Below are 24,822 nucleotides of genomic sequence, written 5' to 3'. Positions count from 1 at the left end.
TCAGAGGTTGTCAGGCATGGAGACTTTGCGCTCCTGCTGTTCCACGCGTTTGGCGATCTCCTCGACCAGAGCCAGATACTCCTCGCTGCTCAACACGTCGCCGTTGGGCTTCGCGTTCTCGTAGTACACCGCGTACATCTGGGTCTTACGCGGAGGGACGAGCTTTACCCCGTCAATTCGCGACACGAAGACGCGCAGCGTGTAGTTGTCTTTGCCCAGCTCGATCTCGATGCGGCGGAGGCGCGGACCGCGAACCGCGATGACCTTGAAGCCCTTCAAGTCGTCGCCCGCCTTCAAGCCAGCGAGCAAGTCGGTGGCCTCCTGGGTGACGACGACTTGTTCGCCCGTTTGCTGGCCGCTCTGCTCGCGGGCCTTGGAGATCGATTGTGGGCCGTGTTCGCGGATATCTTTTACATATGGATAAACGATGAACACCGCGATCAACAGTGTCACGACCACCGGGATGGCGGCGCCCTTGAGGTCGAGCGAGGTACGCTTCTCCTGGGTCTCCGCCGTTTCAGGCTTTGCCTGCTTGGACTCCTGGGTGGCCTCGGCCTCAGTCTTCTCTGGCTCGCTCATGATCTTCCTGGGCGCGTCCTGAAACGTCGGCTGGCGCGGCGCGCATGCCGAGCATCCAGCTGCCTAGCGCAGCAAACAACAAGCCACCAGCCATGTAGATGATGGGAACAGTCTGGGACTCGTCATGGCCGCTCGAGTACCGCGCGGCGATCAGCACCGTTCCGTTGTAGGTCATGTGGGCAAACATCGAGGGCAGCACGGAGCCCGTGCGCAGGCGGATCCAGCCGAAACCGAGGCCGAGGATGATGGTACCGACGCTCTGGACCAGGTCCATGTGGACCATCCCGAAGAGGATGCTGGGCACCAGCCACGCGACCCAGTACCAAGGGACGAAGAGGCGCGTCACAAAACCGCGGAACAAGGCCTCCTCCACGAGGCCTGGCAGCACCGCGACGCACACGATGAGCAGTGCGAACGCGCCGGGCGGAGCGCCCGCCGCGATCCGGATGACTTCCTCCGACGCCGTCTCCACGTCGAACGCGCGTTGAACGGCTTGGGCGATCCCGAGCGCGAGCGGAGTTATCCCAAAGACGACGAGCAGTGCGCCGAGAAACGACGCGGCGCTGGGGCGCCCGACGGGAAAGCACTGGCGAAATGCCTCACGCGTGGTGAGCCCCTGGTAACGGCGCCAGAAGCGAGCTGCGCCCAGGGCAACCAACGCGACCGCATTCTGGGTGACCGCCGCGCCGATGATCAGCCAAGTGGGGTTTTTTATGGCTTCCTGAACATTCACGCCGGCCAGAATGGCGCCCAAGCCCAGGATCAGGACGGCGGCATACATTGCCGCGACCGTGATGAAAGCCGTCGTCCCAGCCAGCAACAGGTGGATTCCGAGGTGGGGCGGGGAAGAAGTCGCTTCAGACACGGATGGTTTGGGGGAGGCGCGACGTACACCGTCTAAGAGCGAATGGCGAATCAGCTGGCTTGGGTTATCGTCTGACCCGGGAGCGAGGTAAGCATGCTTTTCAAGTCGGGCACGATAGTCTTTTTGGGCGGGTTGGTTGGTTACTTGGCGTTTTTGGGCGCCTGCTCGGACACCAAGTCCTCCGGCAACTCGCTGAGCGGCCGCGATGGCTTTTGCCAGTCGTGGGCGAATGCTGCCTGTAACGACGCCGTCGTCAAGGCTTGCTCGGGAGACGGAGCAGACCCCGCCGACTGCCAGGCGACCCAGAGCGCCGCTTGCCTGAGCGCCGTGGGGGACAGCTACGACTCGACCAACGCGAAGAGCTGCATCGACGCCGTGAAGAAGGCGTACCAGGACGCGAAGCTCTCCCGCGCCGACGTGGACGTGCTGGAGCTGAAGAGCGGCGCGTGCGCCGAGCTCTTCAAGGGCACGAAGGAAGAGGGTGACAGCTGCTCGAACGACGCCGAGTGCGACACCATCAGCGGTTATCGCTGCATCGGAGAATCGCCCACCTGTCAAATCCCCGCGGAAGTGGGTGGCGGTGGGAAATGCAGCGACCCTGCGGCGGTGTGCGCCTCGGGCTTCTACTGCGACGGCACGAACTGCTTGCAGGCCGTCGGTGTGGGTCAGTCCTGCGTGGACGAGCCTTGCACCGAAGACCTGCTCTGTCTCGCCGGGACCTGTACGGCGAAGACGGCGGACTTCCAGGACTGCAGCAAGAACGACGACTGTCAGTCCGGTCTGTGCGACGTGCCTCGTGGCGCCAGCACTGGCCTCTGCGTGACGTCGTTCGACCTCGCGGTGACCAGCAGCACCTGCTCCAGTCTTCGCTGACGCCAGGGCGGCTTGGAACAACGGCGTGCTCTAGCGCGCTGCAGGCGGCTCAGCGCGCTGCAAGCGGCTCAGCGCGCTGCAAGCGCATCTAGCACTCGCTGGTGCATGCCCCCAAAGGCACCGTTCGAGAGCAGCGCGATCACGCAGCCGGGACGCGCGTGCTCCAAGATCAAGCGCAGCACCTCATCCAGGTGCTGCGTGTTGTGTGCCGGGATCCCCCCGGCTGCGATCTCACGCACGATCCGCGCGGTATCGAGCGCCTCTTCGGGCGCGAGCCCAGTGCGTCCCAGAGGTGCGAGGATCACCCGTGAGGCGGACCCGAACGCCGGTGGGTACTCCGTCTGATGGATCGCGCGACACGCGGTCGCGCTGCGCGGCTCGAACACGGCGATCAGGTCTGCTCCCGGATGCCGTGCCTTGAGCGCCGCTAGGGTCTCTCGTACCGCCGTCGGGTGATGTGCGAAATCATCGTAGACGAAGCAACCAACGGGCTCGCCGATCAGCTCCTGTCGCCGCTTGATGCCCGCGAACTCCGCCAGGCCTGGCACCATGCGATCGAAGCGCGCACCGTAACCCTGAGCACAGGCTCCGAGGGCCGCGATGGTGTTGGAGAGGTTGTGCCTACCCGATAGCGGAGAGACGACGCGACCGACCAGCACGCCGCCCGCAAACAGATCGAAGGTGGTTCCGCGCGGTGTGCTCTCCGCCGGTGCACCCAGCCAGTGGGGCGCCACACCGTGAGTCGGTTCGCCTTCGATGGCGTACCAGGCGACCTGACACCTGGCGTGCTCATGCACCAACTCCACGACCTGTGCGTCGGAGGCGTTGGCTACGATCAAACCTTCGCTCGGCAGGAGACGAATGAACTCCGAGAAAGCCGCGCGATAGCTCTCTTCCGTCGGGTAGATGTCGATGTGGTCGTGCTCGATCGACGTCAGGATCGCGACGCGAGGAAGATAGTGGAGAAACTTGGCGGTCTTCTCGAAGAACGCCGTGTCGTACTCGTCGCCTTCCACCACGAAAGGCGGCCGCGCGGCTACTCCCGGCCTTGATTCGTTGCCTCCGAGGCTCACCTTTGATTTAACCGCGCGGAAACTTTTTCCGAAGTTCTTGGGGATGCCGCCTACCAAGTAGCCCGGCTCGAGACCGGCGCGATCGAGCAACCACGCACAGAGCGAGGTGGTCGTCGTTTTGCCGTGAGTTCCGGCGACTACGAGCGGCCAAGTGCCTTCGAGGGCGAAGCGCTGCAGCGCGCCGGCGATGTGCGTGTATTCCATCCCGCCGTCGATCGCGGCGCGCGCTTCAGGGTTGTTCGAGCGACACACATTGCCAATCACCACCAGATCCGGCGCCGGCTCGAGATGCTTCGGGTCAAAGCCGGTCATGCACTCCACGCCCCACTCAACGAGCGCAGGACCCATCGGCGGATCGAAGCTGACATCGCTCCCGCTGACCCGGTGCCCGAGCTGCTTCAAGAGCCCCGCCAGCGCACCCATGCCCGTGCCTGCAACGGCCACCACGTGAATGTGCATCTCGCGCACCTACCATGAACTGGCGTCTACGGTGCAGTACCGGGAAGCCCAGAGCGCCTGCGCGGGCGCTCGTTCGGAGCCGCTGAACGGGAGCGCCGGTGGCGTGACTCGGCGCGTTGGTGTAGTTGTGGGAGCCTGTATGAAGATTGACGCGAAGCTCAAGAGTCAGACCCCCGCGTTCTCGTTCGAGTTTTTCCCCCCCAAGAACGAAGAGGGGATGCGCACGCTGTTCGACACCGTTGCAGAGCTGAAGGAGCTCGACCCAACGTATGTGTCCGTGACCTACGGTGCTGGAGGCAGCACTCGCCGGCTCACCGTCGAGCTGGTGGAGCGCATCCAGCGCGAGACGGGGATCGACGCCATGGCGCACCTGACGTGCGTGGGCGCGACTCGTGAGGAGATCGGCGGCGTGCTCAGCGATCTAAAGAACGCTGGGATCCAGAACGTGCTCGCGCTGCGCGGGGATCCGCCGAAGGGGCAAGAGAAGTTCGAGCGGACCGAGGGTGGTTTTGGCTACGCCAATGAACTCGCCCAGTTCATTCGTGACAGCCACGACTTCTGCATCGGCGGGGCCTGCTACCCTGAGATGCATCCCGAGGCCGCTAGCTCAGACGCGGACATGGATGCCCTCAAGCGCAAGGTGGACGCGGGAGCGAGCGTGCTGATCACCCAGCTCTTCTTCGACCCGAATGTCTATCTCCACTTCGTAGAACGTTGCCGTGCGGCAGGCATCGACGTGCCAATCATCGCGGGTATCATGCCGGTGACGAACATCGGCCAGGTCAAGCGCTTCACCGCCATGTGTGGTGCTTCAATCCCTGGTCCGCTGCTGCAGCGGCTGGAGCAGACGAACGGAGAGCAAGGCGAGATCCGGAAAGTGGGCGTGGAGCACGCCATTCTGCAGTGCCAGAAGCTGCTCGAGGCGGGGGCGCCAGGCTTGCACTTCTACACGTTGAACCGCAGTAAGGCGACGCGGGAGATCTTGCAGAGTCTGCGCTAGCGGACCCCTCTCCCCCCCCCCAAGAAAAAAAGCCAACAAAGTCGAAAAGCCGCACGAGTTTCCGTGCGGCTTTTTCTGTACTTGCGCCCGGCAACGCTACTTGCGGATCACCACGTGCACGGGTGGCTCGTCCTTCGGCCACTGCAGCACGCTGTTCCAGCCGTCGGGGATTTGCGCCGTGATCCAGCGGAAGACGTGGTTCGCGTCGTGAGGCGTGAGGTGCACATCGCCGTTGGTGTGCTCGATGCCGAAGCGGTCATGCCAGTAAGCGCCGTGGAGGTGCTGCCCGGAGTCGAGCTGGATCACCCACGGGGTATCGTAGGAGTCCCAGTAGTGGGCGACCTTCGTCGGGTCTAGGGTCGTTGCCGTGACGAACTTTGCGGTGACCTTGAATTCGCCGCGCTTCGTCACTGCCTCGCCTTCGTCGTCCAGGCGATTGCGCCCGACGCTGACCAGGGAGGTGTACACGGGCTTGGTGCCCTCGTAGAGCACCATCGAGCCGGTGACGATGCTGATGTCGATCCAGCGCTCGTCGGCCTTGGCAAACTCTGGGAAGTTTTCCCTGCGGCGAATCACCGTCACGTCGCGGTGGCGCACGAAGCGGTTGTCGCTGGTCTCCCAGTAGCGGAGGCCATTTACCTCACGGTATTTGCCCGTGAGCATGATGGTCTGGTGGTACTCGAGCTTGCCTTGCTTGTCGGCGTCGCCCTTTTCAACCTGCCAGGCGCGCACCCCGCGCTTGACCACGAAGGCGACGGGCAAGTCGGTGCCGTTGCCGAGCTCTACGCCTTTGAAGTCGCTGAACTCTGCCTTCTTCAGGTCCGCAGCCTTCACGAAGCGTCCGTCGGTCATCATGCCGAGGCGCAGCTGGTCTCCTTCCGGTCCCTTCGCGCTCCAGGAGCCGACGATGGCCAAGCCACTGCGACCGCGGATCTTCCCCACCTCTTGCACCGCGTGATCATCAGCAGGGTCGCGCTGGTAGATCGCCGTCGTCTTGGTGGTGCGGGCATATGCGTACGGTAATGAGTCGTCGAGCTTTGGCTGCTGTGCCATCGCGATCAGCGTCGGGTGGCTGAGCTCGGTCGTTGCTTGCTCCCCCGCGCACACAAAGCCGCGAGGCCGAATCGGGTACCAGCCGCCTTCACAGCCGTCTTTCGAGTACGGCTCTTCGGCGCGGGGAACCATCGCACCTGCGTGCAGGTGGCCAATCACCTGACCGTCCTTCGACGGCCGATCCATCACCTTGGTGATGTAGCTGATCGCTCCAAGTCGCGGCCCATCCGCCGGGGGTACCGGAACGTTCGGGATCTCATCGGAGCTGCCCTTGGAGAGCTGGGGCGTTTCCTCGCCGCCACCGCCGTTGCAGCCGAACAGCAGCGCCGAGCACGTGACGGCCAAGGCCGCGGGTACAGTCCATCGTGCGCGCATCATGATCCCCGGCTGTCATGACTTGCGCAGATTGGCCCAGTTTTCGGCACACATGTTTTTGCGGTTGGTGGGCGGATTCGTGGACTCGCTCTCGCGGAAAAAGCCCGAAAGCATTCGAGATTCTTTGTGCGAATGGGTTTCGGGGTCGCGGCGTCAAACTGCCTGTAAGTCAGATCAGGGTTTGGGGGTTAGGAACGACATGCGCACGACCAAGCTGATTGCCTCGCTCGGGTTGCCCGGGATCGCTCTGGGAGCGCTGCTCGGCTCCGCACAGCCAGCCAACGCAGGAGCTGTGAAGGCTCAGGTGCTTTCCACCGGCTTTTACGACATCACCGACGGCCGCAACAGCGACGGCTCTGCTTATCAAGGCGCCGTCCAGATCGCTCGTACTGGCAGCGTGGTGCACTTGCGCTGGGACTTGGGAGGCACTCCCAACACCCATCAAGGCGTTGGCCTGATTGACGGGAATCGCTTGGCTGCAGCGTGGACCGCCTCACCAAGCGGCGGTGTAGTCATCTACAAGGTGAACGGCGGCACGCTGAACGGTCGCTGGGCGAGCTACGGCAGCACCACCGAAGCCGTCGAGAACCTCAAAGGCCCAAGCGGCTTGCGCGGCACCTACCGCATCACTCTGGGTACGAATGAATCCGGAGGGAAATACACCGGCAAGGTTCAGATCGCCCCCCAGGGCGCGAGCTACGCGCTCAAGTGGGACCTCGACAGCGGCGAACAGTACAGCGGCGTGGGCGTGCTGACCGGCGACTTGCTCACCGTCGGCTGGGGCGCTGGAAGCGGCGCGGTGGTCTACGACGTGAGTGGGGACAAACTCAAAGGCAGCTGGGCGAGCCCTGGGGACACGGCCCTCGGCAAAGAAGAGCTGAAGCTCCACCCGAAGAAGCCCGCTAAGGCTCCGAAGAAGCCCGCAAGGCCACCCGTGAAGAAGCGGCCGCCAGTCAGCCGATAGCGCCGCAGCCCGTGCTTGCTGTGATGCTGCAAGCGCGCATGCCGCTCTAGCCGCTGCGGTGACGGGCGATCACCTGGGCCAAGGTGTGAAGTAACGCGTCCACCCAGGGGCCAGGGTCCTTCAGCTGGGAGAAGTCGCCGCCGCCGCTGCGCGTGTGCTCGGCGCTCAGGCGCTCGATGGCGCGCGAGTAGTCGTTCGGGTCTGCGGTGAAGTAGCCGCGCTTGCGGAGCCCAGCGACGAAGCCGTGCACATCGCCGCTCGCCGCGGCCTTCGTTGCCTCGGGGTAGCGCTCGCTGAGCGTTCGTACGTAGTCCGCGGCGCCGGCTTCCGGCGTGGCGTAGGTGCGGAAGCGACTTTGGATTGCCACCCGGTGGTCGCCGTAGCCCTCGTGGGTCTTGAGCACGGCGCTCCCGCCGCCGGGTGCGGTGCCTTTGATGCCGCCGAAGTTGTAGCCCCGCATGGACCGGCCGCGGCCTGTCTCGAGGGCCCACTGGGCCCACAACGTGCTGAGCGTTTTTGCACTTGGTGGCGTTCCGTGGACGCGCTCCCAGGCCTGGCTCAGTAGCCGTGAAGCTTCTCCACCGGAGAGCGGCGTGCGGGCGCCTTGCAGGGAGTTCGGCAGGTAGGCCCCGAAGCGCTCCGCGGTGCCTGAAGTCGCAGATTCCATACGGAATTGGTGCGTCGTGGGGAGCTTCGACGGCCCTTCGATGCGCTGAGTCATGGGCCCCGATTCGGCGCTAGAAGCCGCAGCGTTGCCTGGAAATGCGGATTTTCTTCGGGCCTGACACACTCCGAAGCAGGTCAGCTTTCCGTTCGCGCTAGAAAGCCCGTGTTTCGTAGCTGACACCGGCGCGGCGTTCGGACGCTGCTATCCTCCGCCCTTCATGCGTTCGGCCCTCACTGGAATCCTGCCTTCGAATCTTGGCCCTCAGCAGCTCGCTCTGAGGATCTTACCCCTGCTTTTGGCAGGCAGCGCCGCCTGCGCCTCCACCGAGAATCCCCAGCCCGTGCTGGTGATCAACGGTGGCACTGCGGGAGTCGGTGGCGACACCTCCGGCGGCACCGGGGGGAGCACCGGCGGCGTTGGCGCTCAAGCGGGTAGCGGCGCGAGCGGCGGGACCACGGGCGGCACCGGCGCGGTGGCTGGTTCGGACGCGGGCGGCAGCGCAGGCATGACCAGCGGTGGAGCCGGCGGTGCGGGCGGCAGCGCAGGGACGACGGGCGGCAGCGCGGGGACCGGCGCAACGGGCGGTAGCGCGGGCACGGGTGCGGCGGGCACAGGTGGCAGCACGACCGGCGGCACCGGAGCGACCGGCGGATCCGCGGGGAGCACGACGGGCGGCACCGGCGGCGGAGGCGCGGTGAACCTGTACTTCAGCGAGTACATCGAGGGCAGCGGGTCACTAAACAAGGCCGTCGAGATTTACAACGCTGGGGGGACCACCAGTCTCAACGGCTGCGTCGTCAACCTCTACTCGAACGGCACAACGTCCGTCTCTCAATCGGAAAACCTCACCGGCACTCTGCTGGCTGGGGACGTGATCACGCTTTGCGTGAGCGACTCGACGAACTCGAAGTGCAACATCGCGCCGACCCTCGCGGTGAACTTCAGCGGCAACGACGTGGTCGAGCTGCGGTGCAACAGTCAGCTGATGGACATTATCGGCAAGCTCGGCGAAGCACCCAGCTCCGGATGGAGCGGAGGTGGTGTAGCGACCTTCGACGCAACCCTTCGTCGAAAGTGCACGGTTAATATCGGCGATCGCAACCCGTCTGACGCCTTTGACCCTTCGGTTGAGTGGGTGGCTTCGGGATCGGTCAACGACTATTCGGATTTCGGTCAGTACGCCTGTCCTTGAGTTAGAGCATCAGCCTACAAAACCAAAGCGGCCTCGTGTTCACGAGGCCGCTTTTGCGTTGGGTTGCTAGCCGCGGCTAGTTGCCGGTGCCACCCGCGCCGCTGGTGCCGCCGGTGCCCGATGTGCAGGCGCCGCCCGCAACGCAGGTGCAACCGGGTAGGGGCACATCGGGGTTCCGCGGGGTACCGCACTTGCCGCCGCTCACGTCCGGCGGAGCCGGAACATCCACGACGGGTCCCGGAGTGAGCTGCTTGGCGGTGAAGTCGATGCCGAAGCTCAACGCGTCGCACGTCGCGTCAGGCACCGGGTCGTTGCTGTTCGCCAGCATGTCGACCTGCTGGTTCAGGTAGCCGATGATCGTGGTGTACGAGTCGCACAGGTTCTCGCAGCAGCCGATTTCACGGAACGACGTGATCTGGTCACCCGGCTTGATCGTGCCGCCCATAGTCGCCGATGTGAACTCCCAGCGCTCGCTTTGGGGGTCCTGCACCAGCTGAGCGGCAATCACCGTGTTCTGCAGGATCAGGCGCATGCCTGGAGTGTCGGCGTTGAGTCCGTTGAACCACAGCTCCGCGTTGGGCGGCAGGTGGGCGATCACCCAGCCGTTGCGCACGTAGGCGCCGGCGTCACCCCACCGAGAGTTTTGGATCTCGCCGTTGGGGACGCCCGGGGCGGCGGGGTCGATGTCGCGCTTGGAGAACTGATACTTCTTGTTCAGCGCTTGAGCAGCCTGTTCGACCCAGGTCGTATCCAGCAAGTCTGTGTTCGTATCGCCCTCGCGGCAGTTCCACGCTGCGGCGTCCGTCACACCGGTAGACGAGTACATGTCCAGGCGCACCGAGCTGTCATCGGGTTTGCCGTTGTAGCCGCTGATCTTGAAGATGATCGTCATCGCACCTTTGTGGATGTTGCAGTTCCAGTCCGCCTCGGTCAGGCGGAAGGGATTGCCCACGATGGGAGACAAAGAGGCGATGCCGAAGAGCGCGCCGATGGCGTTGTCCTTGCAGAAGTCACCGTCGTACACGTTCTGGAACTCGTTCTTGCACGCACGGTTCTTCAAGCCCTGGCAGCTGTCCACGGCGCCACCCATCAACACGCCATCAGGCCAGCTCGCGGCGTTGCAAGAGCGATCGAGGTTGAAGCCAATGCCCTTCCAGGCTTGGTCGTCGATGGCAGAAGGGCTCGCCACCGCGCTGTCCTCAAGGCTCGAGACACCTCCAAATCGCAGGCGATCGATACCGACGTAGATGGAGCCGACGTCGCCGTCTTCAGTCCCGCTTGGGCGCTGGTCGGCTAGGGGAACGCCCTCGGTCGGGCACTCCATGTTGTCGCCCTCCATGTCGTTCCAGAATTTGTCGGTGCTGGTGTTGTTGCCAGAGCCTGCGGAACCGCCGGTTCCGCTGGTTCCGCCATTGTTGGTGCCCGCGCCACCGTCACCCGGGAGCAGCAGCGAGTCGTCGTAGACGTTGCACGCAGCAACCACGCTGCCGGTGCAGGTAACGAGCAAGGCTGCTCGCTGAAAAGATCGAAGCAAGTTGGAGTTCATCGAGTGTTGGCCCCGTTGATTCGCAGATGGGAAGCGAGCCCCCTAGTTGCGCACTCCCCCTGAGCGCGCGTCGGACATGGCTCCGAACGAACAGTGTAGCGCGGTCCCGAAATCCTCTCAAACCTCGTGAGGTTGTCGGATTGTGCCGACCTCCATTTTATGTGGGGGGAGAGGTGCTGTGTTTGTGGGGGGAGAGGCGCAGGGGTATCAGACTGGGCGCCAGCGCTTGGTCGCTATCTTGCAGCACCTACGGGGGTGTGGGTCAGGCGCCGCAGCGGCACCAGCCAACTCGGCTGATCCGTGTCTCTATCCACGAATCCCCCGCAAATTGTCCGATAGTGGCAAGCGACGCAGCGCTCCGTGTACGTGCGCTGGGCCCGCACGTAGCTCGGCAAATCGACCCCCTCGAGGGAGACGTAACGATCGCGTGAGAGCTCCGGGGCGAGCTTCGATAAGTCGACTTCGACCAGGCGTTCGAACCCGGGCAAGGCGCACACGGGCAGATTTTTCACGCAGAAACTGAGGGTGTCTGACGAATCTACCGCCTCGTGTGGTGCCTTCACGCTCTGCAGCGCAGCGACGAGATCCGTCGATAGCTCTTCGAGATCGTACGCGGCGCTGGCGTAGCCGGCGCCTCCTGGTTCGAGCCCAAGCAAGCCAACGTTCCTCACCCCCAAACGAGAAAGTAACGCAAAAAGCGCCGACAAATCGCGCTGGTTCTGACGGGTGAGGGTGATCTGAACGCCGAGCTTGAGCGACTGTGGAGCGCAACTCAAGAGCTGCTGCAGGCCGCTCAGCGTCTGCTCGAAGGCGCCTGGATCGCCAACCAAGTTGTCATGCAGCGCGGCATGAGAGCCGTGGAGGCTGACCCAAATCTCGTCCAAGCCGGAATCGGCGAGGCGCTTTGCGTACTCCGGGTAGCTCGCCAAGCGTCCGTTCGTGATGAGGCTCACGCGGTCGAAGCCAATGCGCTTTGCGATTTGGATCAACTGAAACACGCCGCGACTGAGGGTCGGTTCCCCGCCGTCCAGCGTGAGCTCGCGCGCCCCGCGTCGATACTCTTCGCTGAGGTGTTCGCTCAGCGCGCGTAGCCGCGCGCGTTCATCCGTTGGAACCTTATTGCCGGGCGGAAGCGCAGGTGGGCTGCCGACGCTGCAGAACGTGCAGCGGTTGTTGCACTGGTAGCTCACCGCCAGTCGAACGTGCGCCGGCTGGCGTAGCGCCTCCATGCGGCGGTCGAAGCTCTGCTTGAACGCGCGTAGATCGTCGCTGCTGAATGCACTGGTCTCGAGGCTGGGGTTGCCCTGAAAGTAAGGACCCCAGTCGCGGACCACGGGAAGCGCGGTGGCGCCCTTCTTGAGCGCTTCACGTGCGAGGCGCGTGCCGGGTAGCGGGGTAGCGAACTGGACGCTTGGCTCCGCGTTGAAACGCTCGAACAAATCCAGCGCGAAGCTCAGCGTGCCGTTGATCTCCGCGGCGCTCTCGCCGGGCATCCCGATGATGTAGTGAATCAACAGGTGCACGCCTGCTGCGTGAGCGCGCTCTGCCGTCTCCACGATGGCGCGCAGATCGAGCTGCTTGCCTACCACCTGATCAACCACCCGCTGCACCCCGCTCTCCGCGGAGATGCTCAGCGTCGTGAGGCGACCGCTCATCGCCGCGAGGTGCTTCGGGCGCACGTAGTCCGCGCGCACGCCGTTCGGGATTTCGAAGTTCAGGCCGCGTGCCTCGAGCAACTCCGTCAGCGCGTCGAAGTGTCGCTCGTTGACGTTGGCCAGCTCATCTAAGAGGTGCACGCTGCGGGCGCCGTGCTGCTGCAGCCAGTCGAGCTGTGCGGCCAGGCGCTCCGGAGAGTAGCGCCGCTGCGTCTTGGGTTTCCCCGCGGGAAGGCCCGGGTTGCTCGAGCAGTGGGCGCAGCGAAACGGGCAGCCACGGCTCGAGAGCATCGGAAGGTGATCGGCGTCGATGGGAAACGCCCAGTGTGGCCTGCCGAGGCCTTGCATGACGGAGCGGTGAAAGGCGAAATAGCTTCGCGTGTCGACCAAGTCCCACGCGGGTAACGGGAGCTCGTTTAGGTCGATTTCCGGGCCGTTGTTTCCGTCGCGCACCTCACGCGTGACGGGTCGGCCTTGCTCGATAAGCTCCGCGACCCAGGGCACGAGGTGCCCCTCGGCTTCGTAACGCAAGAGGCCGTCCACCTCAGGGTAGGCCGCGAGGATGTCCTCGCTCGACGCATCCACCACGTGCTGACCGGACTGATAGAGATCAGCCAATAGGATCGGGCGCGTGGGTGCTTGCGCGCGTAGCCCTTCGAGCAACCGCGCGAGCGCCGGGTCTCGCGTGGGCGGGCGTTGAAAGGGCGTGTACGCGACCAGCGCCAGCTCAGCGTCTGTCGCGCCGGCGAGCAGCGTCTCCACGTCGACGCCTAGGCGCACCTGGTCGCCTGCGAGCGGCGTGAGGCTTGCGCCGGGGCTGGCGAGGGCGTCGTGGAGCGTCACCTGGTGCCCTGCCTCGCGCAGCACGGCCGCCGCCTGCACCGCTCCCAGATCAGCAAAGTAGGGGTAGTCGATGAAGTCGCGGGAGATCTCGAGTGGGGCGAACCACACCGCGACGCGCGCCATTCCTCGAGAATAGCCTACGGATCGCCCTGTCACTACGATTACGGGTTGACCCTCGCTGGGGTGGGGGCCCACATAGCGACGGCGATATGCTGCGACGTTGCTTTCGATCCCGCTTTGGAACGCAGGCTTTCACCGCTCCGCTCGGGGCGTCCGTGGCGGTGTGCGCCACGCTGAGCGCACTGGCGCTGCCCGCGCAGGCGCAGGCAACCGAGGGTGAAGGAGCCGCCGCCGCTGCCGAAGCGGCCCCGGCGCAGACCCCGCCAGACTCCGACAAGTGGGACGGCGACTACGACATCAAGTACACGCGGCGCTCCGACGTGATGCTGAGTCTGACCGCGTCGGGGCTCATGGGCTTCGTCTCCGGTTACCCGAACGACGTCGACAAGATCGACCAATCGGAGTTCAAGGCTACCACTGGCGCCGCCCCTGGCTGGAGCGGTAGCGGCATCCTGGGCGTCGCTTTCCGCGACTGGCTGAGCTTCGGAGTCGGCTACTCGCAGCAAGGCTTCTCCGGGAATGGCAACAAGGGGAGCGCCTACTTCTTCCTATTCCGTACGGAAGCATATCCACTGTTCAATGAGTCGGAGCTGGGCAAGAACCTCGGCTTCGCGATCACCGGCGGCCTCGGCAACGTGAAGCTCGAGAAGGACGGGGAGAACACCGCCGACGGCGGCGCGGTCAGCATGGTCGGCCTCGGCGCGTTCTGGGAAGGCCTCCAGGCAGGCCAGCTGTCAGTGGGACCGGCGCTCGACTACCAGTATGTGTTTAGTGAGCCGCTTCAGGCGCACCTGATTTCGCTGGGCGTGCGAGGCGTGTTCTATGGGGGACCCTGAGCAGGGGCAGGGGCCGGGACAGGGTCAGCGTCAGGGGCGGGGTCAGCGATAGCGGCTGAGGCTGTGAGTGCGACCGTGATGATCGCGGCGCGCGTTGCGCGGCCGCTGCGTAGAGGGTGGCGCGCTGTTGGGTTGGGGTGATCGCGGCGCGCTCTCGCGCGGCCGCTAGTGGTGGGGTTTGGGTTTGTTGGTGGTCGCGGCGCGCTTTGCGCGGCCGCTGCGTAGAGGGTGGTGCGCTGTTGGGTTGGGGTGATCGCGGCGCGCTTTGCGCGGCCGCTCCTGGTGGGGTTCGGGCGTTGGCGTTCGGCTGGAGCAAGCGCGTGCCAGGCTTCGCCTGTCACTGGCGCTTGCTTTGTTGCCGTGCGGATTTGATGGGAGCCACTGCCACTGCCGCCGTCGCCGTCCCTGACCTAGTCGCCGTCCCTGACCTAGTCGCCGTCCCTGACCTAGTCGCCGTCCCTGACCCAGTCGCCGTCCCTGACCCAGTCGCCGTCCCTGACCCAGTCGCCGTCCCTGACCCAGTCGCCGTCCCTGACCCAGTCGCCGTCCCTGACCCAGTCGCCGTCCCTGACCTAGTCGCCGTCCCTGACCCCGTCGCCGACCCTGACCCCGACCCGGACGCCGTCGCCGTCCTGTTCCGCCCCTTCGGCGGGGCGGGGCTGTGAGCCCCGCCTCCGGGGCGGAAAGGAAAAACATGGCCCTCAGAATTCACTCCACCGCTATCGAAGCCATCGCGCTTCTCCGTCCAATCGTCTTTCGCTTGCGGCGCTACGACCTGCCGCTCGCGAGTCAAATCTCGCGCAGCGCCTCGAGCATCGCCCTCAACATCGGGGAGGGCGAGCACTCCACGGCGGGCACCCGCCGCCAGCGCTACTTGACCGCTGCCGGTTCCGCCAACGAAACGCGCACCGCGCTCGAGGTGGCTCAGGCTTGGGGCTACATCACGCACGAGGATTGCCGCGCGGTACTGGGTCACTTGGATCACATCCTGGCGGTGCTCTGGAAGCTCACTCGCGCGGCCTAACGCGGCGGTTGGCATCCGCGCCTTGTGGCGCGGATGCCACATATTGCGGCGCTAGTGTCCGCCAACCAGGCGGACCAAGGTGCCTAGTACGCGATCGAAGCGGTCGCGCAGTTCTGGTTCTACCGGAGGCAGGTAGCCGAGCGCTGCCGCCGTTTCGAAGCACGCGAGGCACTCCCGGAGTGAGCCCAACGCGTTGTGGTAGCGCGCCTTGCGATTTCGGCCTTGGCTGTAGCTGCCTTCCGCCACGTTCAGCGGCGCGCTGGCCAACGCCCGGCGGCATTGACGGGCGAGATCGGGATCGCAACGCTCCAGAGAGCGTATCCGAGGGGAAACAGACTCAATCAGTGAGAGTAGAACGGGATAGATGCGTAGCATGTGTTGCTCCTGTGTATCGCCCGCACACCGCGCGCGGGCTTCGCTCATCCCGGGCCGCCGCGCGCAGGCGCGGTCGAGGCTGCGGGCAACGCCCGCACCGCGCGCAGCCACGCGCAGGCGAAGCCGAGCCTGGCGAGCACGGCCACGGCCTCGACCGCACCGAGCACGGCGGCAGAATCAAAAGCCCAGCGCGAGAAAAACTCGCAAAGCGCCACCAACCGCCTTCGACGCGAGCGAGCAGCCGAAGCCCAACGTTCTTCCGATGCGAACGCCGCGAGCGAGCAGCCACCAGCTCGGGCGATTCACCGACTTCCGATGCGAGCCCCGCGAGCGAGTAGCCATGCGCGCTCTCAGAACGGTGAACGACTTCCGATGCGAGCGCCGCGAGCGAGTGGCCGCTCACCGACTTCCGATGCGAGCGCCGCGAGCGAGTAGCCATGCGCGCTCTCTGACCGGTGAAGACTTCCGATGCGAGCGCCGCGAGCGAGTCGCCTTTCCTCACGCGCCCGCGCTCTCCTCACGCGCCCGCGCTCTCCTCACGCACCCGCGCCCCCTCACGCTCTCCGCGCACTCACGACCCTCTCGTGCCCGCCATAGTCTTTCTTCCGCTGCACCTCGACGTACCCGAGCGACTCCAGAAGCTCGCTCGTGCGTTGCGCCTGGTCGTGATGCAGCTCCATCGCGAGCACTGCTCCGGGCTTGAGGAAGTCGAGTGCGCCGCGGCTGATGCGCTCAACGAAGCGCATGCCGTCGCTGCCGCCATCGAGGGCCATGCCGGGTTCGAACTCCCGGATGTCAGCATCCAGGCCTGGGATTTCGCCGCTCGGGATGTATGGTGGGTTCGCCGTGATCAAGTCGAATTTGTTTGCGTACGGAATCGACTCGAAGAGGTCACTGGCTTGCCAGCACAGACCCCAAATCGCCCCCAGACGGATTGCGTTCTCTCGAGCTAGCGCCAACGCGTCCTCTGATAGGTCGCTCCCGATGACTCGCCAGGTAGGTCGCTCCTTGTGCAGCGCGATCGCCACACAGCCGCTCCCGGTGCACAAGTCGAGGGCGTTGCCGAAGGTCTCAATCCCTCGGGTGCGCTCCAAGGCTACCTCGACCAGCGTCTCGGTGTCGGGTCGAGGGATCAGGGCCCTTGAATCCGTACGGAACTTGAGCCCCCAAAACTCTCGTTCGCCCAGGATGTAGGCGATGGGCTCGCCGGTGCGTCGTCTCTTGATCAGCTCGCGGTAAGTGGAGAGCTCCTCCGGCAACAGCGGGCGCCCAGAGTCCATGATCAGCTGGACGCGACTTAGGCCAAGGCACTCACCCAGGAGCAGCTCGGCGTCTAGCCTTGGGGCGCTCAGCCCGCGCTTTGCAAAGTCGTCCTGGGCCCAGCGCAGCACCTTGCCGATGGTCCAGCTTTCCGCAGCTTCCGACATGAAACTCAGGCGTTGGCGGTCGCGCTGGCGACCAAGCCTTCCACATGCCCCTTCAGCTCTTGGAGGCGCTCTGGAGTTTGGGCCTCGAAACGCAAGACGATGATGGGGCCGGTGTTCGATGCACGGGCGAGGCCCCAGGAACCGTCAGGGTAGGAGACGCGCACGCCGTCGATGTCGCTCAGCTCGCCGTTGCCTTCGGCGGCGAGCGCTGCCTTCACCTGCTCCACCACGGCGAACTTCTTGTCGTCGGGACAATCCATGCGGATTTCCGGCGTGGTGTGGCCCTGAGGCAGATCCGCCAGCAGTTCGGAGATGCTCTGGCCAGAGTGGCTCAAGATTTCGAGCAGACGCAGGGCGGCGTAGATGCCGTCGTCGAAGCCGAAGTAGCGGTCAGCGAAGAAGAAGTGGCCGCTCATTTCCCCGGCCAGCGCGGCGTGCTCTTGCTTCATCTTGCTCTTGATCAGCGAGTGACCCGTGCGCCACATGATCGGCTTACCGCCATGCTTGGCGATGTCGTCGTACATCGACTGAGAGCACTTCACTTCGCCGATCACCGCAGCTCCGGGGCGTTGCTCGAGCACGCGCCGCGCGAAGAGTGCGAGCAAGCGATCGCCCCAGATCACGCTGCCGTCTTTGTCCACGACGCCCAGGCGATCTGCGTCGCCGTCGAAGGCGATGCCCACGTCTGCACCTTCCTTCTGCATCGTGGCCATTAGATCCTTGAGGTTCTCCACGACTGTAGGATCGGGATGATGATTCGGGAAGCTACCGTTCATGTCGCAGAACAGCTGGATCGGCTCGATGCCGCAGCCCTTGAGTGCCTGGACGCCCAGCGGACCGCCGGCGCCGTTACCGGCGTCGAGCACCACCTTTAGCTTGCGTTGCCCTAGGGAAATGTCCTGGCGCAGCTGGGTCAAGTAGGCTTCTTGGATCGGCACCGTCTCGATGGAGCCGCGGCTTCGTTCGGCGAGCTCGCCGCCCTGGGCTAGCTCCTTGAGGGCTCGGATGTCGTCACCGAAGAACGACGCCTTCCCCTTCATGATCTTGAAGCCGTTCTCGTTGCCCGGGTTGTGACTACCGGTGATCATCACCCCGCCATCGGCGTCCAAGTGATGCACCCCGAAGTAGACCAGCGGCGTCGGGCCGACTCCCACATCCGTCACGTGAGCACCGCCACTGGTCAAGCCCTTGAGCAGCGCTTCGAACAAGCGCGGTCCTGAGGCGCGGCAGTCACGGCCCACGACGACGTGTGGTGCCTTTCCGCTCGCTGGACGCAGCAGGCGGGCGAGGCCCGCACCAATGCGCTGAGTCAGCTCATCGGTCAGGTCGCGATCGGCGACTCCGCGGATGTCGTATTCACGAAAGATGTGAGCGGGGAAGTCCGTCATGAGGCGCCCGGCATAGCAGAGCAGGCGCCTGGAGGCGCGGTTATCACGCAGCGCTTCCGGGGACGCCGTAGCGGGGGTTGGCCCCGGGGCGAGCTGGTGCGCCTCACCCCCAAACTCGCCTTGGACTGTTCCCGCGGCGCCAACTACAAAAATAAAAAGTAGGAAGTCCTACTGTTAAGATTGGGTTTGGCGGCCGAGGGGGGGCATTCCAAGTCCATGGAATGCCGCCACAAAACTCGGTTCCACTCGCTTATACGCAGTTTTCTGCTGGTTTTTGGGGGGAGGGAGAACTGGAGCGGACGTTCGATTGCTCTTGGAGCGCACCGTCTGGTTGGGTTAGACACATGCCCGCCATGGACACCCCCTCTGTCGAACGACCCCGCCGAGGCAACTCCAAGGAGCGCGTGCTGCGCGCCGCGGGTTACCTCTTTTCACGTCAAGGTTACGCCGCCACCAGCGTCGACGAGATCGCCACTCGCGCGCAGGCGTCGCCGTCGAGCATCTACTGGCACTTCAAGGGTGGAAAAGAAGACATCCTCGTTGCCGTGCTCGAGCAGGCCGCGCAAACGTATATGCGGCGCCTGGCGAATCAGGTGCAGTCCGGCGGCACGATGCTGGAGAAGATCGACATCTTCCTCGCAGACGTACGCCAGCAGGTCGAAGAGCAACCTGACACGCTTCGCTTGATCATGCAGATCGCCCTCGAGCGTTCCCATGCGGATAGCGGCGTGCGCACCCGCATCCAGAACATCTACCGCGCTTACCGTGCGGCAATGGTAGAGGAGATGCGCAAGCTCGTCCCCGACGAGGAGACCCGGCGCCTCGAGCGTTCCGCGTTTCTGGTGGTCGGCTTGCTGGAGGGTATCTTCCTGCAGTGGCAGCTCGACTCCGAGGACGTCGACATCGACGGTGCGCTACAGCTGCTGCGCGTGCTGATCTATCGGCAGTACGCCGGGCGCAACGTGCGCATCCCGCCGCTGCCCAACGTGCGCCCGAGCTCGCCCCTCGCGGCCAGCGTGCCCCCCGAACAAGATGAACCAGCGGCGGAGGCACTCGCCTCCGCAGAAGAAGCGTTGGCGGCGGCCCGGGTCAACAGCGGCCCTGTATTCGCCGCGGAGTAGAGCGGCCCAAGCAGCTGCTACGAGGGCGCCGTCCGGTTCCGGTCGGCGCCTTCGACGCGTCAGCCGTCGTTGCTTTCTTTGATTCGGCAGGCCTTGGGTTCCTGGCAGCTGGCGCCGTCGTCGGTGTACCAGTGCCCAGAGAGGTAATACAGCTCACCGCCCGTTTCCGAGGGCAACCAGACCATCACTGGGGGCGCGTAAAAGCAGCTCGCTGGGGCTTGCACGTAGGCGCCGTCTTGCCACTCCCAACGTCGCCCAACGTACTCCCAGCGCCCGTCCACCCAGACGCATGGCGGTCCAGGATCCGCAGGAAGCTCTTCCACCTCGGCGGGCGGCGGTGGAAAGTCGACGACCTCCGGTTCCGAGCCGTTCACCGGGTGGCTGCCAACTCGAGCGCGACGTAGGTCGCTCCCACACCCAAGCAGAACGGTTGCGACGAGGCACAGCGCAATGCGCCCGATCGGTACCGCAGGGATACGATTCATGCGCCAAGCATCCAGTCTCTGAGCTCCGCGATCAGGTAGGGACCGAAGAACTGATACTCCAAGATGGCCAGCACCAAGAATGGGCCAAACGCCAAACGGGCCTGGCTGAAACTGCCATCGGACTCCTCTGCCAATGGGTCGGCTTCGAACTCCGCGAGCAACGCTTCACGCTCCTCACCCTCTGCTGCCTCAATGGCTTGCTGCAGTTCCTCCCGCTGGCGCTGCACTGCCTCAGGCTCGCTGATCTGGCCTCTAGAGACCAGCATCACGATAGCGCCGAGGGTGCCCTGGAAAGCGCCGACGAAGAGCGCGAACACTGCGCCCACCCAACCGAACCAGGCGCCAGCGAGCAACAGGAGCTTGGCGTCCCCTAGGCCCATGCCCGCCTGCCCTCGGAGCTTGCGATACAAGACGTCAAAAGGCAGCCAGACCATCAAGAAGCCAATCGCTGCCCCAAGCAGCGACTCCTGCCATTCGATTCCTGGACGCACGAAGCTCGTTGCGAAGCCCAGGACTGCGCCCCCCAGGGTGATCTCATCCGGAAGAATCATGTGCTCGACGTCGATGAATGCCGCCGCGACTAGCCCGAGGGTGAGCGCCAGGTTCGCGCAGAACAGCCCGAGCGCCGTCCAGGCGTTCGTCTCTGGCGGTAGCCCCATCACCACGACTTCGATGATCGCGTATGCCGCGAGTCCGCCAACCAGCTCAACCAACGGGTAGCGTGCCGAGATGGGCGCCTGGCAACAGCGGGCTTTTCCGCGAAGAACCACCCAGCTCAGGACCGGGATGTTGTCATAGCCGCGGATCGGCTTTCCACACGCTGGGCAAGCGCTGCCGGGGTAGGCGAGGTTCTCTCCACGAGGCAAGCGATAGATCACGACGTTCAGGAAGCTGCCGAAGGCCAACCCGAACGGGATCGCGAACGCCAGCAAGAAGACGTGGGGGAAGTCGCTCAGCTGCAAGGCTCGGAATCTACACCAACTGAGCTATCGAGACAGGCGCCGTGCTGGAGGCGCTGCTCACCCCGCGCCGAAGCTGTGTTCGCGCCCGGGGGACGCGAACAAACAGCGTTCACGGCTGCGGCTCTTCAGCGAGCAGGCGGTCTAGCTGTCCGCTGTGCTCCAGCGCCGAGAGCTCCGAGAAGCCGCCGATGGAGCGATCGTTGATGAAGATTTGCGGCACGGTGTGCTGTCCGGTGGCTTCTCTCAGCCAGGCTCGTCGCTCGAGGTCCCCCGACACGTCGATCTCCTGGAAGCTGACGTGCTTGCCCTTCAGCAGGAAGTTGGCCCGGATGCAGTAGGGGCAGAACCGGGTGCGGTACATCACGACGTTTGCGGCCACCGGTTACATCTAAGTCAGTCTGAGGCTCTGCGCCAGACCTGCCGTGACCGCCGTGTGCGCCCCGGGCGTGAGCCGTTCTTTGGCCGCCGGCGAGTCCGGAGTACTAAGGGACATGGCAGAAGCCACCACCAAACTCAGCCTCGCGCGCTTCCGACCCGATGCAAAGGCGTTGGTCGCCGGAGCGCAGACGCTAGCCGACGAGCGCAAGCACGCAGAGGTGACTCCGCTTCACCTGCTATTTCGTGCTGTGGACCGAGACCCGGGCGTGGCGCACGTCCTGCGCCTCGCAGGAGTCGATCCGGCACTCCTTGGATCCGCGACGGAGCAGCGCCTGGCTGAGCTCCCCGCCAGCGGTGAAGAGGCGTACCTCTCGACCCGACTGCTCGATCTGCTCGAGCGTGCTGAGCGGGAGGCCGAACGGGATCACGTCGAACAGGTTGGGGTAGAGCAGTTGTTGAATGCCCTGTCCCAGGAGATTGGTGGCCCCACCGGTGAAGTGCTCGAAGCCGCAGGCATTCGCCCTGGGAGCCTACGAGAGTATGTTCCCTCGTTGAAACAAGTGCCGCGGCCTATGGTCAGGCCAGCCAGCGAGCTCACCGCGACGCCTCGCGACTTGGTTGAGTTGGCTCGCAACGGCGTCCTCGATCCGATGATCGGTCGAGACGTCGAGCTGCGGCGTCTGATTACGATCCTCGAGCGGCGTAGCAAGCAGCACCCGCTCCTTGTCGGCGAACCCGGTGTTGGCAAGAGCGCGGTAGTGAGGGGCCTCGCAGCTCGTCTTGCGAAGGGAGACGTGCCGACGTCGATGGTCGGCGTGCACCTGCTCGAGCTCCAGCCGGGCCAGCTCCTGGCCGGACCGCGCCTGCGTGGCGAGATGGAAGAGCGTGTGAAGCGCTTGCTCAGCGTGCTCAACGACGAGCGAGGAAACAACGTCTTGGTCGTGAGGGGGATCGATACGTTGCTCGCGCAGACCGGTAGCGGGTCAGCCGTGGGTGAGTTGATTGCCTCCGCCTTGCAGCGAGGCGAACTCCGCATGTTGGGAACCACGACGCCCGAGGGCTTGCGGAAGTTGCAAGAGCGCGACGGCAGCCTGCTGCGCTCCTTTACCCTGTTGGACATCGCCGAACCGTCCACCGCGCAGGCTATCGAGATTCTGCGGGGGATCGCCATCAAGTACGAGGAGCGGCACGACATTCAGATCAGTGACAGCGCGATCGTGGCTGCGGTGAACCTCGCCAAGCGCTATCTTCAAGATCGTTTCCTCCCGGATAGCGCAGTGGACTTGCTCGACGAGGCTGCCGCGTCCTATCGAGTAGAACAAGATGGTCTCCCCCGCGAGGCCGACGGGGCGCTCCGGCGTTTGGAGTCTCTCGACGCGCAGCTTCTGAGCCTCGCGGACGCGGAAGACGTCGCAAGCGTCAAGACTCGCCAAGTACTGAACGAGGAGCGCTCGGCTCTCGAGCCGCGAGTTACGGAGTTGCGCACGAAAGCAGAGAGTCGCCGTGGCGCGGTCGCGGCCATGCGCGCGCTCGACAACGAACTGACCCAGGCGCTCGCCGACAAAGAGAAAGCACAGGCCGCCAAGGAGTTCGCGCGCCTCGGCGAGCTAGAGCACGTGACGATTCCGGGCCTCCGTTCGCGGCTCGACGCTGCTCAGTCCGCTGTACGCAAGCTGGGACTGCAGACCAAGCCTTGCCCTCTCGACGACGCGGTCGTGGCTGAGACGCTTGCGATCTGGACCGGTATCCCCGTGGCAAAGATGCTGGAAGAAGAGGCCGAAAAGCTCCTGCAGATGGAGCAACGACTCGAGCAAAGGGTCGTGGGCCAGGACGACGCGGTGCGTGCGGTGAGCAAGGCGGTACGTCGCGGTCGTGTCGGCCTACGGGATCCAGGAAAGCCAATTGGCTCCTTCTTGTTTCTAGGACCGAGCGGCGTTGGCAAGACCGAGCTCGCCAAGGCCGTCGCGGAGTTCCTGTTCGATGATGAGCAGGCGCTCACGCGCCTGGACATGAGCGAGTTTGCGGAGCGCCACATGGCCCAGCGCTTGATTGGCGCACCACCAGGCTACGCTGATAGCGAGCAAGGTGGGTTCCTGACCGAGGCCGTCCGTCGTCGCCCCTACTCGGTGCTGCTCTTCGACGAAGTGGAGAAGGCCCACCAAGACGTGTTCAACCTGCTACTTCAGGTACTCGATGATGGCCGGCTCACCGACGGTCGTGGCCGGCTCGCTGACTTCTCCAACACGGTGGTCATCCTGACGAGCAACATCGGGTCCCAGCGCATCTTGGACACTGACGCCGGCCTGTTCGAGCATGATGAAGGACGCGAAGCCTTGCGCGACGTCTTGCTCAACGAGCTGTCCGACTTCTTCCGACCTGAGTTCTTGAACCGTGTCGACGACGTCGTGGTTTTCCGCCCGTTGCTGCGTGCCCACCTGAGACAGATCGTCGATATCCAGCTTGGAAAAGTGCAGCGGATGCTCCAGGACCGGGGGCTCGACGTGGAGGTGGATGAGGCCGCCAAAGATCGATTGGTGGAGCTAGGCTACGAGCCGGCGCTCGGCGCACGACCGCTCAAGCGTGCCGTGGTACGGCAAATTCAGGATCCACTGGCAGAAGCCATTCTGAGCAAGCATGCCGAGGCGGGTACACGCCTACGCGTTCGGTGGTTGGACGGAGAGTTCAGCATCACCAACGAATCCATGTGAAAAATATCCCGCGGCGCGCCCTGGACGCCAAGCGGTGCCAAGGCGCTGGGGTCCAGCTTGTCCGAGCGCGCCACCCAAACACCTTCAGTAAGCTGCAGTTGGTACGTTGCGTCATGCAGCGTGGTGCAGCGACCAGGGGAGTCTAGGGAGCGCGCGGCGCGCCGCGTCGGACACCCAACGGGTGGTCCCGATGTGGTCCCCCAGGCGCACGAGGTCGTACACAATAGTGTCATCGGGACGGCCGGCCCGTTGACGAAACCTGCGAAAATAAAGGACACTCAGGGACGGAGGCTTGTCATATGAAGAGCGCGAAAGTCAGTCGCCGCGAAGCTGCACAGGCGTTGGGTCTTGGTGCGGCGGCATCGGTGGCGCTGGTCAGCGGGATGGGGAATGCTGCCCCAGCCAGTCCAACTGTTGTTTCCGCGGGGGCGTCAACCGTGAACCCCGAGGATACGAGTGAAGGTGTTTCCTCCACCGCACACATGGGTTTCCAGTTGGTCGCCCCCCTGACCGCCGGGAGTCAGCTTGGTCGCTGGAAGGTGGCCGGTGTACTACCGCTTCGTGAAGGCGCCGTGAGTGTCGTGATGGCGCACGGAAACGACGAGCGGTTCCAGCTCGACGTGGTTGCGCGCGGTGATCAGCGCGCGCCCGGTGAGTCCGAGTTCTTCCAAGTGATGGTGGTCAACCGGGGTGACGGCGCCACTACAACGCGAGAGGAAGAAGGCTTGGCTGCGATGGCGTTGGCCGACGTGATTCGCGCCAACGAGCACGCGGTCGATCGCTCGGGCTTCCTCACGTTGGAGCAGCGAGCAAAGCGGGCGCGCCAACACCTCCACGAAGTCAACGAGAGCTAG

At 64.6% G+C, this 24,822-nt stretch carries 23 protein-coding genes; 10 read left to right on the top strand and 13 right to left on the bottom strand.

Annotation, left to right across the window (positions count from 1 at the left end; translation table 11 throughout):
- Both H6718_26675 and H6718_26670 read right to left on the bottom strand, forming a co-directional pair.
- Entirely contained in the window at window positions 1-579 is a 579-nt protein-coding gene (locus tag H6718_26675) for a hypothetical protein (protein MCB9589026.1), read from the bottom strand.
- Complete coding sequence (locus tag H6718_26670) at window positions 557-1,444, bottom strand: CPBP family intramembrane metalloprotease (GenBank protein ID MCB9589025.1); 888 nt, start codon at window positions 1,442-1,444, stop codon at window positions 557-559. The genes H6718_26675 and H6718_26670 overlap by 23 nt, the downstream gene beginning before the upstream one ends.
- Before the next feature lie 93 nt (window positions 1,445-1,537).
- Here H6718_26670 and H6718_26665 point away from each other — a divergent pair, with 93 nt between their 5' ends.
- Window positions 1,538-2,317, top strand: a complete 780-nt coding sequence (locus tag H6718_26665) for a hypothetical protein (protein ID MCB9589024.1) — start codon at window positions 1,538-1,540, stop codon at window positions 2,315-2,317.
- A 68-nt stretch (window positions 2,318-2,385) separates the two neighbouring features.
- Here the strand turns inward: H6718_26665 and H6718_26660 are convergent, their stop codons facing one another.
- Window positions 2,386-3,849 carry a UDP-N-acetylmuramate:L-alanyl-gamma-D-glutamyl-meso-diaminopimelate ligase gene (locus H6718_26660; protein ID MCB9589023.1) on the bottom strand — a complete coding sequence of 488 codons (1,464 nt, stop codon included), beginning with the start codon at window positions 3,847-3,849 and terminating at the stop codon, window positions 2,386-2,388.
- 139 nt (window positions 3,850-3,988) lie between these two features.
- Here H6718_26660 and metF point away from each other — a divergent pair, with 139 nt between their 5' ends.
- Window positions 3,989-4,849 carry a methylenetetrahydrofolate reductase [NAD(P)H] gene (gene metF / locus H6718_26655; GenBank protein MCB9589022.1) on the top strand — a complete coding sequence of 287 codons (861 nt, stop codon included), beginning with the start codon at window positions 3,989-3,991 and terminating at the stop codon, window positions 4,847-4,849.
- A gap of 96 nt (window positions 4,850-4,945) precedes the next feature.
- Here the strand turns inward: metF and H6718_26650 are convergent, their stop codons facing one another.
- Entirely contained in the window at window positions 4,946-6,280 is a 1,335-nt protein-coding gene (locus tag H6718_26650) for a L,D-transpeptidase (protein MCB9589021.1), read from the bottom strand.
- A 196-nt stretch (window positions 6,281-6,476) separates the two neighbouring features.
- On the opposite strand from H6718_26650, the gene H6718_26645 reads away from it, so the two are divergent.
- On the top strand, window positions 6,477-7,241 hold the full coding sequence (locus H6718_26645) for a hypothetical protein (protein ID MCB9589020.1): 765 nt from the start codon (window positions 6,477-6,479) through the stop codon (window positions 7,239-7,241).
- Between the two features lie 46 nt (window positions 7,242-7,287).
- On the opposite strand, the gene H6718_26640 is transcribed toward H6718_26645, so the two are convergent.
- Window positions 7,288-7,962, bottom strand: coding sequence for a glucosaminidase domain-containing protein (locus tag H6718_26640; GenBank protein MCB9589019.1), 675 nt, complete (start codon window positions 7,960-7,962; stop codon window positions 7,288-7,290).
- A gap of 163 nt (window positions 7,963-8,125) precedes the next feature.
- Between H6718_26640 and H6718_26635 the strand changes: the two genes are divergently transcribed.
- Window positions 8,126-9,100, top strand: a complete 975-nt coding sequence (locus H6718_26635) for a hypothetical protein (GenBank protein ID MCB9589018.1) — start codon at window positions 8,126-8,128, stop codon at window positions 9,098-9,100.
- Window positions 9,101-9,176: 76 nt separating this feature from the next.
- On the opposite strand, the gene H6718_26630 is transcribed toward H6718_26635, so the two are convergent.
- Window positions 9,177-10,634 carry a hypothetical protein gene (locus tag H6718_26630; GenBank protein MCB9589017.1) on the bottom strand — a complete coding sequence of 486 codons (1,458 nt, stop codon included), beginning with the start codon at window positions 10,632-10,634 and terminating at the stop codon, window positions 9,177-9,179.
- 245 nt (window positions 10,635-10,879) lie between these two features.
- On the bottom strand, window positions 10,880-13,267 hold the full coding sequence (locus H6718_26625; protein ID MCB9589016.1) for a radical SAM protein: 2,388 nt from the start codon (window positions 13,265-13,267) through the stop codon (window positions 10,880-10,882).
- Window positions 13,268-13,353: 86 nt separating this feature from the next.
- Between H6718_26625 and H6718_26620 the strand changes: the two genes are divergently transcribed.
- The 3 genes from H6718_26620 to H6718_26610 all read left to right on the top strand — a co-directional run bounded on the left by H6718_26620 (window position 13,354) and on the right by H6718_26610 (window position 15,124).
- Window positions 13,354-14,100, top strand: a complete 747-nt coding sequence (locus H6718_26620; protein ID MCB9589015.1) for a hypothetical protein — start codon at window positions 13,354-13,356, stop codon at window positions 14,098-14,100.
- A gap of 296 nt (window positions 14,101-14,396) precedes the next feature.
- Window positions 14,397-14,765: a hypothetical protein gene (locus tag H6718_26615; protein ID MCB9589014.1), complete on the top strand. Its 369-nt coding sequence runs from the start codon at window positions 14,397-14,399 to the stop codon at window positions 14,763-14,765.
- A 29-nt stretch (window positions 14,766-14,794) separates the two neighbouring features.
- On the top strand, window positions 14,795-15,124 hold the full coding sequence (locus tag H6718_26610) for a four helix bundle protein (GenBank protein MCB9589013.1): 330 nt from the start codon (window positions 14,795-14,797) through the stop codon (window positions 15,122-15,124).
- A 51-nt stretch (window positions 15,125-15,175) separates the two neighbouring features.
- Here H6718_26610 and H6718_26605 read toward each other — a convergent pair whose 3' ends face one another.
- The 3 genes from H6718_26605 to H6718_26595 all read right to left on the bottom strand — a co-directional run bounded on the left by H6718_26605 (window position 15,176) and on the right by H6718_26595 (window position 18,314).
- Window positions 15,176-15,499 carry a four helix bundle protein gene (locus H6718_26605; protein ID MCB9589012.1) on the bottom strand — a complete coding sequence of 108 codons (324 nt, stop codon included), beginning with the start codon at window positions 15,497-15,499 and terminating at the stop codon, window positions 15,176-15,178.
- Window positions 15,500-16,053: 554 nt separating this feature from the next.
- Entirely contained in the window at window positions 16,054-16,926 is an 873-nt protein-coding gene (prmC, locus tag H6718_26600; protein ID MCB9589011.1) for a peptide chain release factor N(5)-glutamine methyltransferase, read from the bottom strand.
- Window positions 16,927-16,931: 5 nt separating this feature from the next.
- Complete coding sequence (locus H6718_26595) at window positions 16,932-18,314, bottom strand: phosphomannomutase/phosphoglucomutase (protein ID MCB9589010.1); 1,383 nt, start codon at window positions 18,312-18,314, stop codon at window positions 16,932-16,934.
- A 353-nt stretch (window positions 18,315-18,667) separates the two neighbouring features.
- On the opposite strand from H6718_26595, the gene H6718_26590 reads away from it, so the two are divergent.
- Window positions 18,668-19,435 (top strand): TetR/AcrR family transcriptional regulator, encoded by a 768-nt coding sequence (locus tag H6718_26590; GenBank protein ID MCB9589009.1) that lies wholly within the window; start codon window positions 18,668-18,670, stop codon window positions 19,433-19,435.
- Between the two features lie 59 nt (window positions 19,436-19,494).
- Here H6718_26590 and H6718_26585 read toward each other — a convergent pair whose 3' ends face one another.
- The 3 genes from H6718_26585 to H6718_26575 form a co-directional block, all read right to left on the bottom strand.
- Entirely contained in the window at window positions 19,495-19,920 is a 426-nt protein-coding gene (locus H6718_26585; GenBank protein ID MCB9589008.1) for a hypothetical protein, read from the bottom strand.
- Window positions 19,917-20,882, bottom strand: a complete 966-nt coding sequence (locus H6718_26580; GenBank protein MCB9589007.1) for a prepilin peptidase — start codon at window positions 20,880-20,882, stop codon at window positions 19,917-19,919. The genes H6718_26585 and H6718_26580 overlap by 4 nt, the downstream gene beginning before the upstream one ends.
- Window positions 20,883-20,991: 109 nt before the next feature.
- A complete protein-coding gene (locus H6718_26575) occupies window positions 20,992-21,243 on the bottom strand; it encodes a glutathione S-transferase N-terminal domain-containing protein (GenBank protein ID MCB9589006.1) in 252 nt (83 codons plus the stop codon).
- Window positions 21,244-21,373: 130 nt separating this feature from the next.
- Here H6718_26575 and H6718_26570 point away from each other — a divergent pair, with 130 nt between their 5' ends.
- Window positions 21,374-23,968 (top strand): AAA family ATPase, encoded by a 2,595-nt coding sequence (locus H6718_26570; GenBank protein MCB9589005.1) that lies wholly within the window; start codon window positions 21,374-21,376, stop codon window positions 23,966-23,968.
- Between the two features lie 299 nt (window positions 23,969-24,267).
- Window positions 24,268-24,822 (top strand): hypothetical protein, encoded by a 555-nt coding sequence (locus H6718_26565; GenBank protein ID MCB9589004.1) that lies wholly within the window; start codon window positions 24,268-24,270, stop codon window positions 24,820-24,822.

It is taken from the genome of Polyangiaceae bacterium (genome assembly GCA_020633205.1).
Taxonomy (GTDB): Bacteria; Myxococcota_A; Polyangia; order Polyangiales; family Polyangiaceae; genus JAHBVY01.
The sequence above is the reverse complement of the archived record's forward strand: the minus strand, read 5'-3'. Positions and strand labels throughout refer to the sequence as shown.

What these genes read in the sequence shown, in the direction of transcription:
- H6718_26625 (MCB9589016.1), bottom strand. Translation starts at nt 13,267, where the DNA reads ATGGCGCGCGTCGCGGTGTGGTTCGCCCCACTCGAGATCTCCCGCGAC.
- H6718_26570 (MCB9589005.1), top strand. Translation starts at nt 21,374, where the DNA reads ATGGCAGAAGCCACCACCAAACTCAGCCTCGCGCGCTTCCGACCCGAT.
- H6718_26675 (MCB9589026.1), bottom strand. Translation starts at nt 579, where the DNA reads ATGAGCGAGCCAGAGAAGACTGAGGCCGAGGCCACCCAGGAGTCCAAG.
- H6718_26565 (MCB9589004.1), top strand. Translation starts at nt 24,268, where the DNA reads ATGAAGAGCGCGAAAGTCAGTCGCCGCGAAGCTGCACAGGCGTTGGGT.
- H6718_26605 (MCB9589012.1), bottom strand. Translation starts at nt 15,499, where the DNA reads ATGCTACGCATCTATCCCGTTCTACTCTCACTGATTGAGTCTGTTTCC.
- H6718_26620 (MCB9589015.1), top strand. Translation starts at nt 13,354, where the DNA reads ATGCTGCGACGTTGCTTTCGATCCCGCTTTGGAACGCAGGCTTTCACC.
- H6718_26640 (MCB9589019.1), bottom strand. Translation starts at nt 7,962, where the DNA reads ATGACTCAGCGCATCGAAGGGCCGTCGAAGCTCCCCACGACGCACCAA.
- H6718_26585 (MCB9589008.1), bottom strand. Translation starts at nt 19,920, where the DNA reads ATGAATCGTATCCCTGCGGTACCGATCGGGCGCATTGCGCTGTGCCTC.
- H6718_26645 (MCB9589020.1), top strand. Translation starts at nt 6,477, where the DNA reads ATGCGCACGACCAAGCTGATTGCCTCGCTCGGGTTGCCCGGGATCGCT.
- H6718_26610 (MCB9589013.1), top strand. Translation starts at nt 14,795, where the DNA reads ATGGCCCTCAGAATTCACTCCACCGCTATCGAAGCCATCGCGCTTCTC.
- H6718_26590 (MCB9589009.1), top strand. Translation starts at nt 18,668, where the DNA reads ATGGACACCCCCTCTGTCGAACGACCCCGCCGAGGCAACTCCAAGGAG.
- H6718_26575 (MCB9589006.1), bottom strand. Translation starts at nt 21,243, where the DNA reads ATGTACCGCACCCGGTTCTGCCCCTACTGCATCCGGGCCAACTTCCTG.
- H6718_26650 (MCB9589021.1), bottom strand. Translation starts at nt 6,280, where the DNA reads ATGATGCGCGCACGATGGACTGTACCCGCGGCCTTGGCCGTCACGTGC.
- H6718_26660 (MCB9589023.1), bottom strand. Translation starts at nt 3,849, where the DNA reads ATGCACATTCACGTGGTGGCCGTTGCAGGCACGGGCATGGGTGCGCTG.
- metF (MCB9589022.1), top strand. Translation starts at nt 3,989, where the DNA reads ATGAAGATTGACGCGAAGCTCAAGAGTCAGACCCCCGCGTTCTCGTTC.
- H6718_26665 (MCB9589024.1), top strand. Translation starts at nt 1,538, where the DNA reads ATGCTTTTCAAGTCGGGCACGATAGTCTTTTTGGGCGGGTTGGTTGGT.
- H6718_26635 (MCB9589018.1), top strand. Translation starts at nt 8,126, where the DNA reads ATGCGTTCGGCCCTCACTGGAATCCTGCCTTCGAATCTTGGCCCTCAG.
- prmC (MCB9589011.1), bottom strand. Translation starts at nt 16,926, where the DNA reads ATGTCGGAAGCTGCGGAAAGCTGGACCATCGGCAAGGTGCTGCGCTGG.
- H6718_26595 (MCB9589010.1), bottom strand. Translation starts at nt 18,314, where the DNA reads ATGACGGACTTCCCCGCTCACATCTTTCGTGAATACGACATCCGCGGA.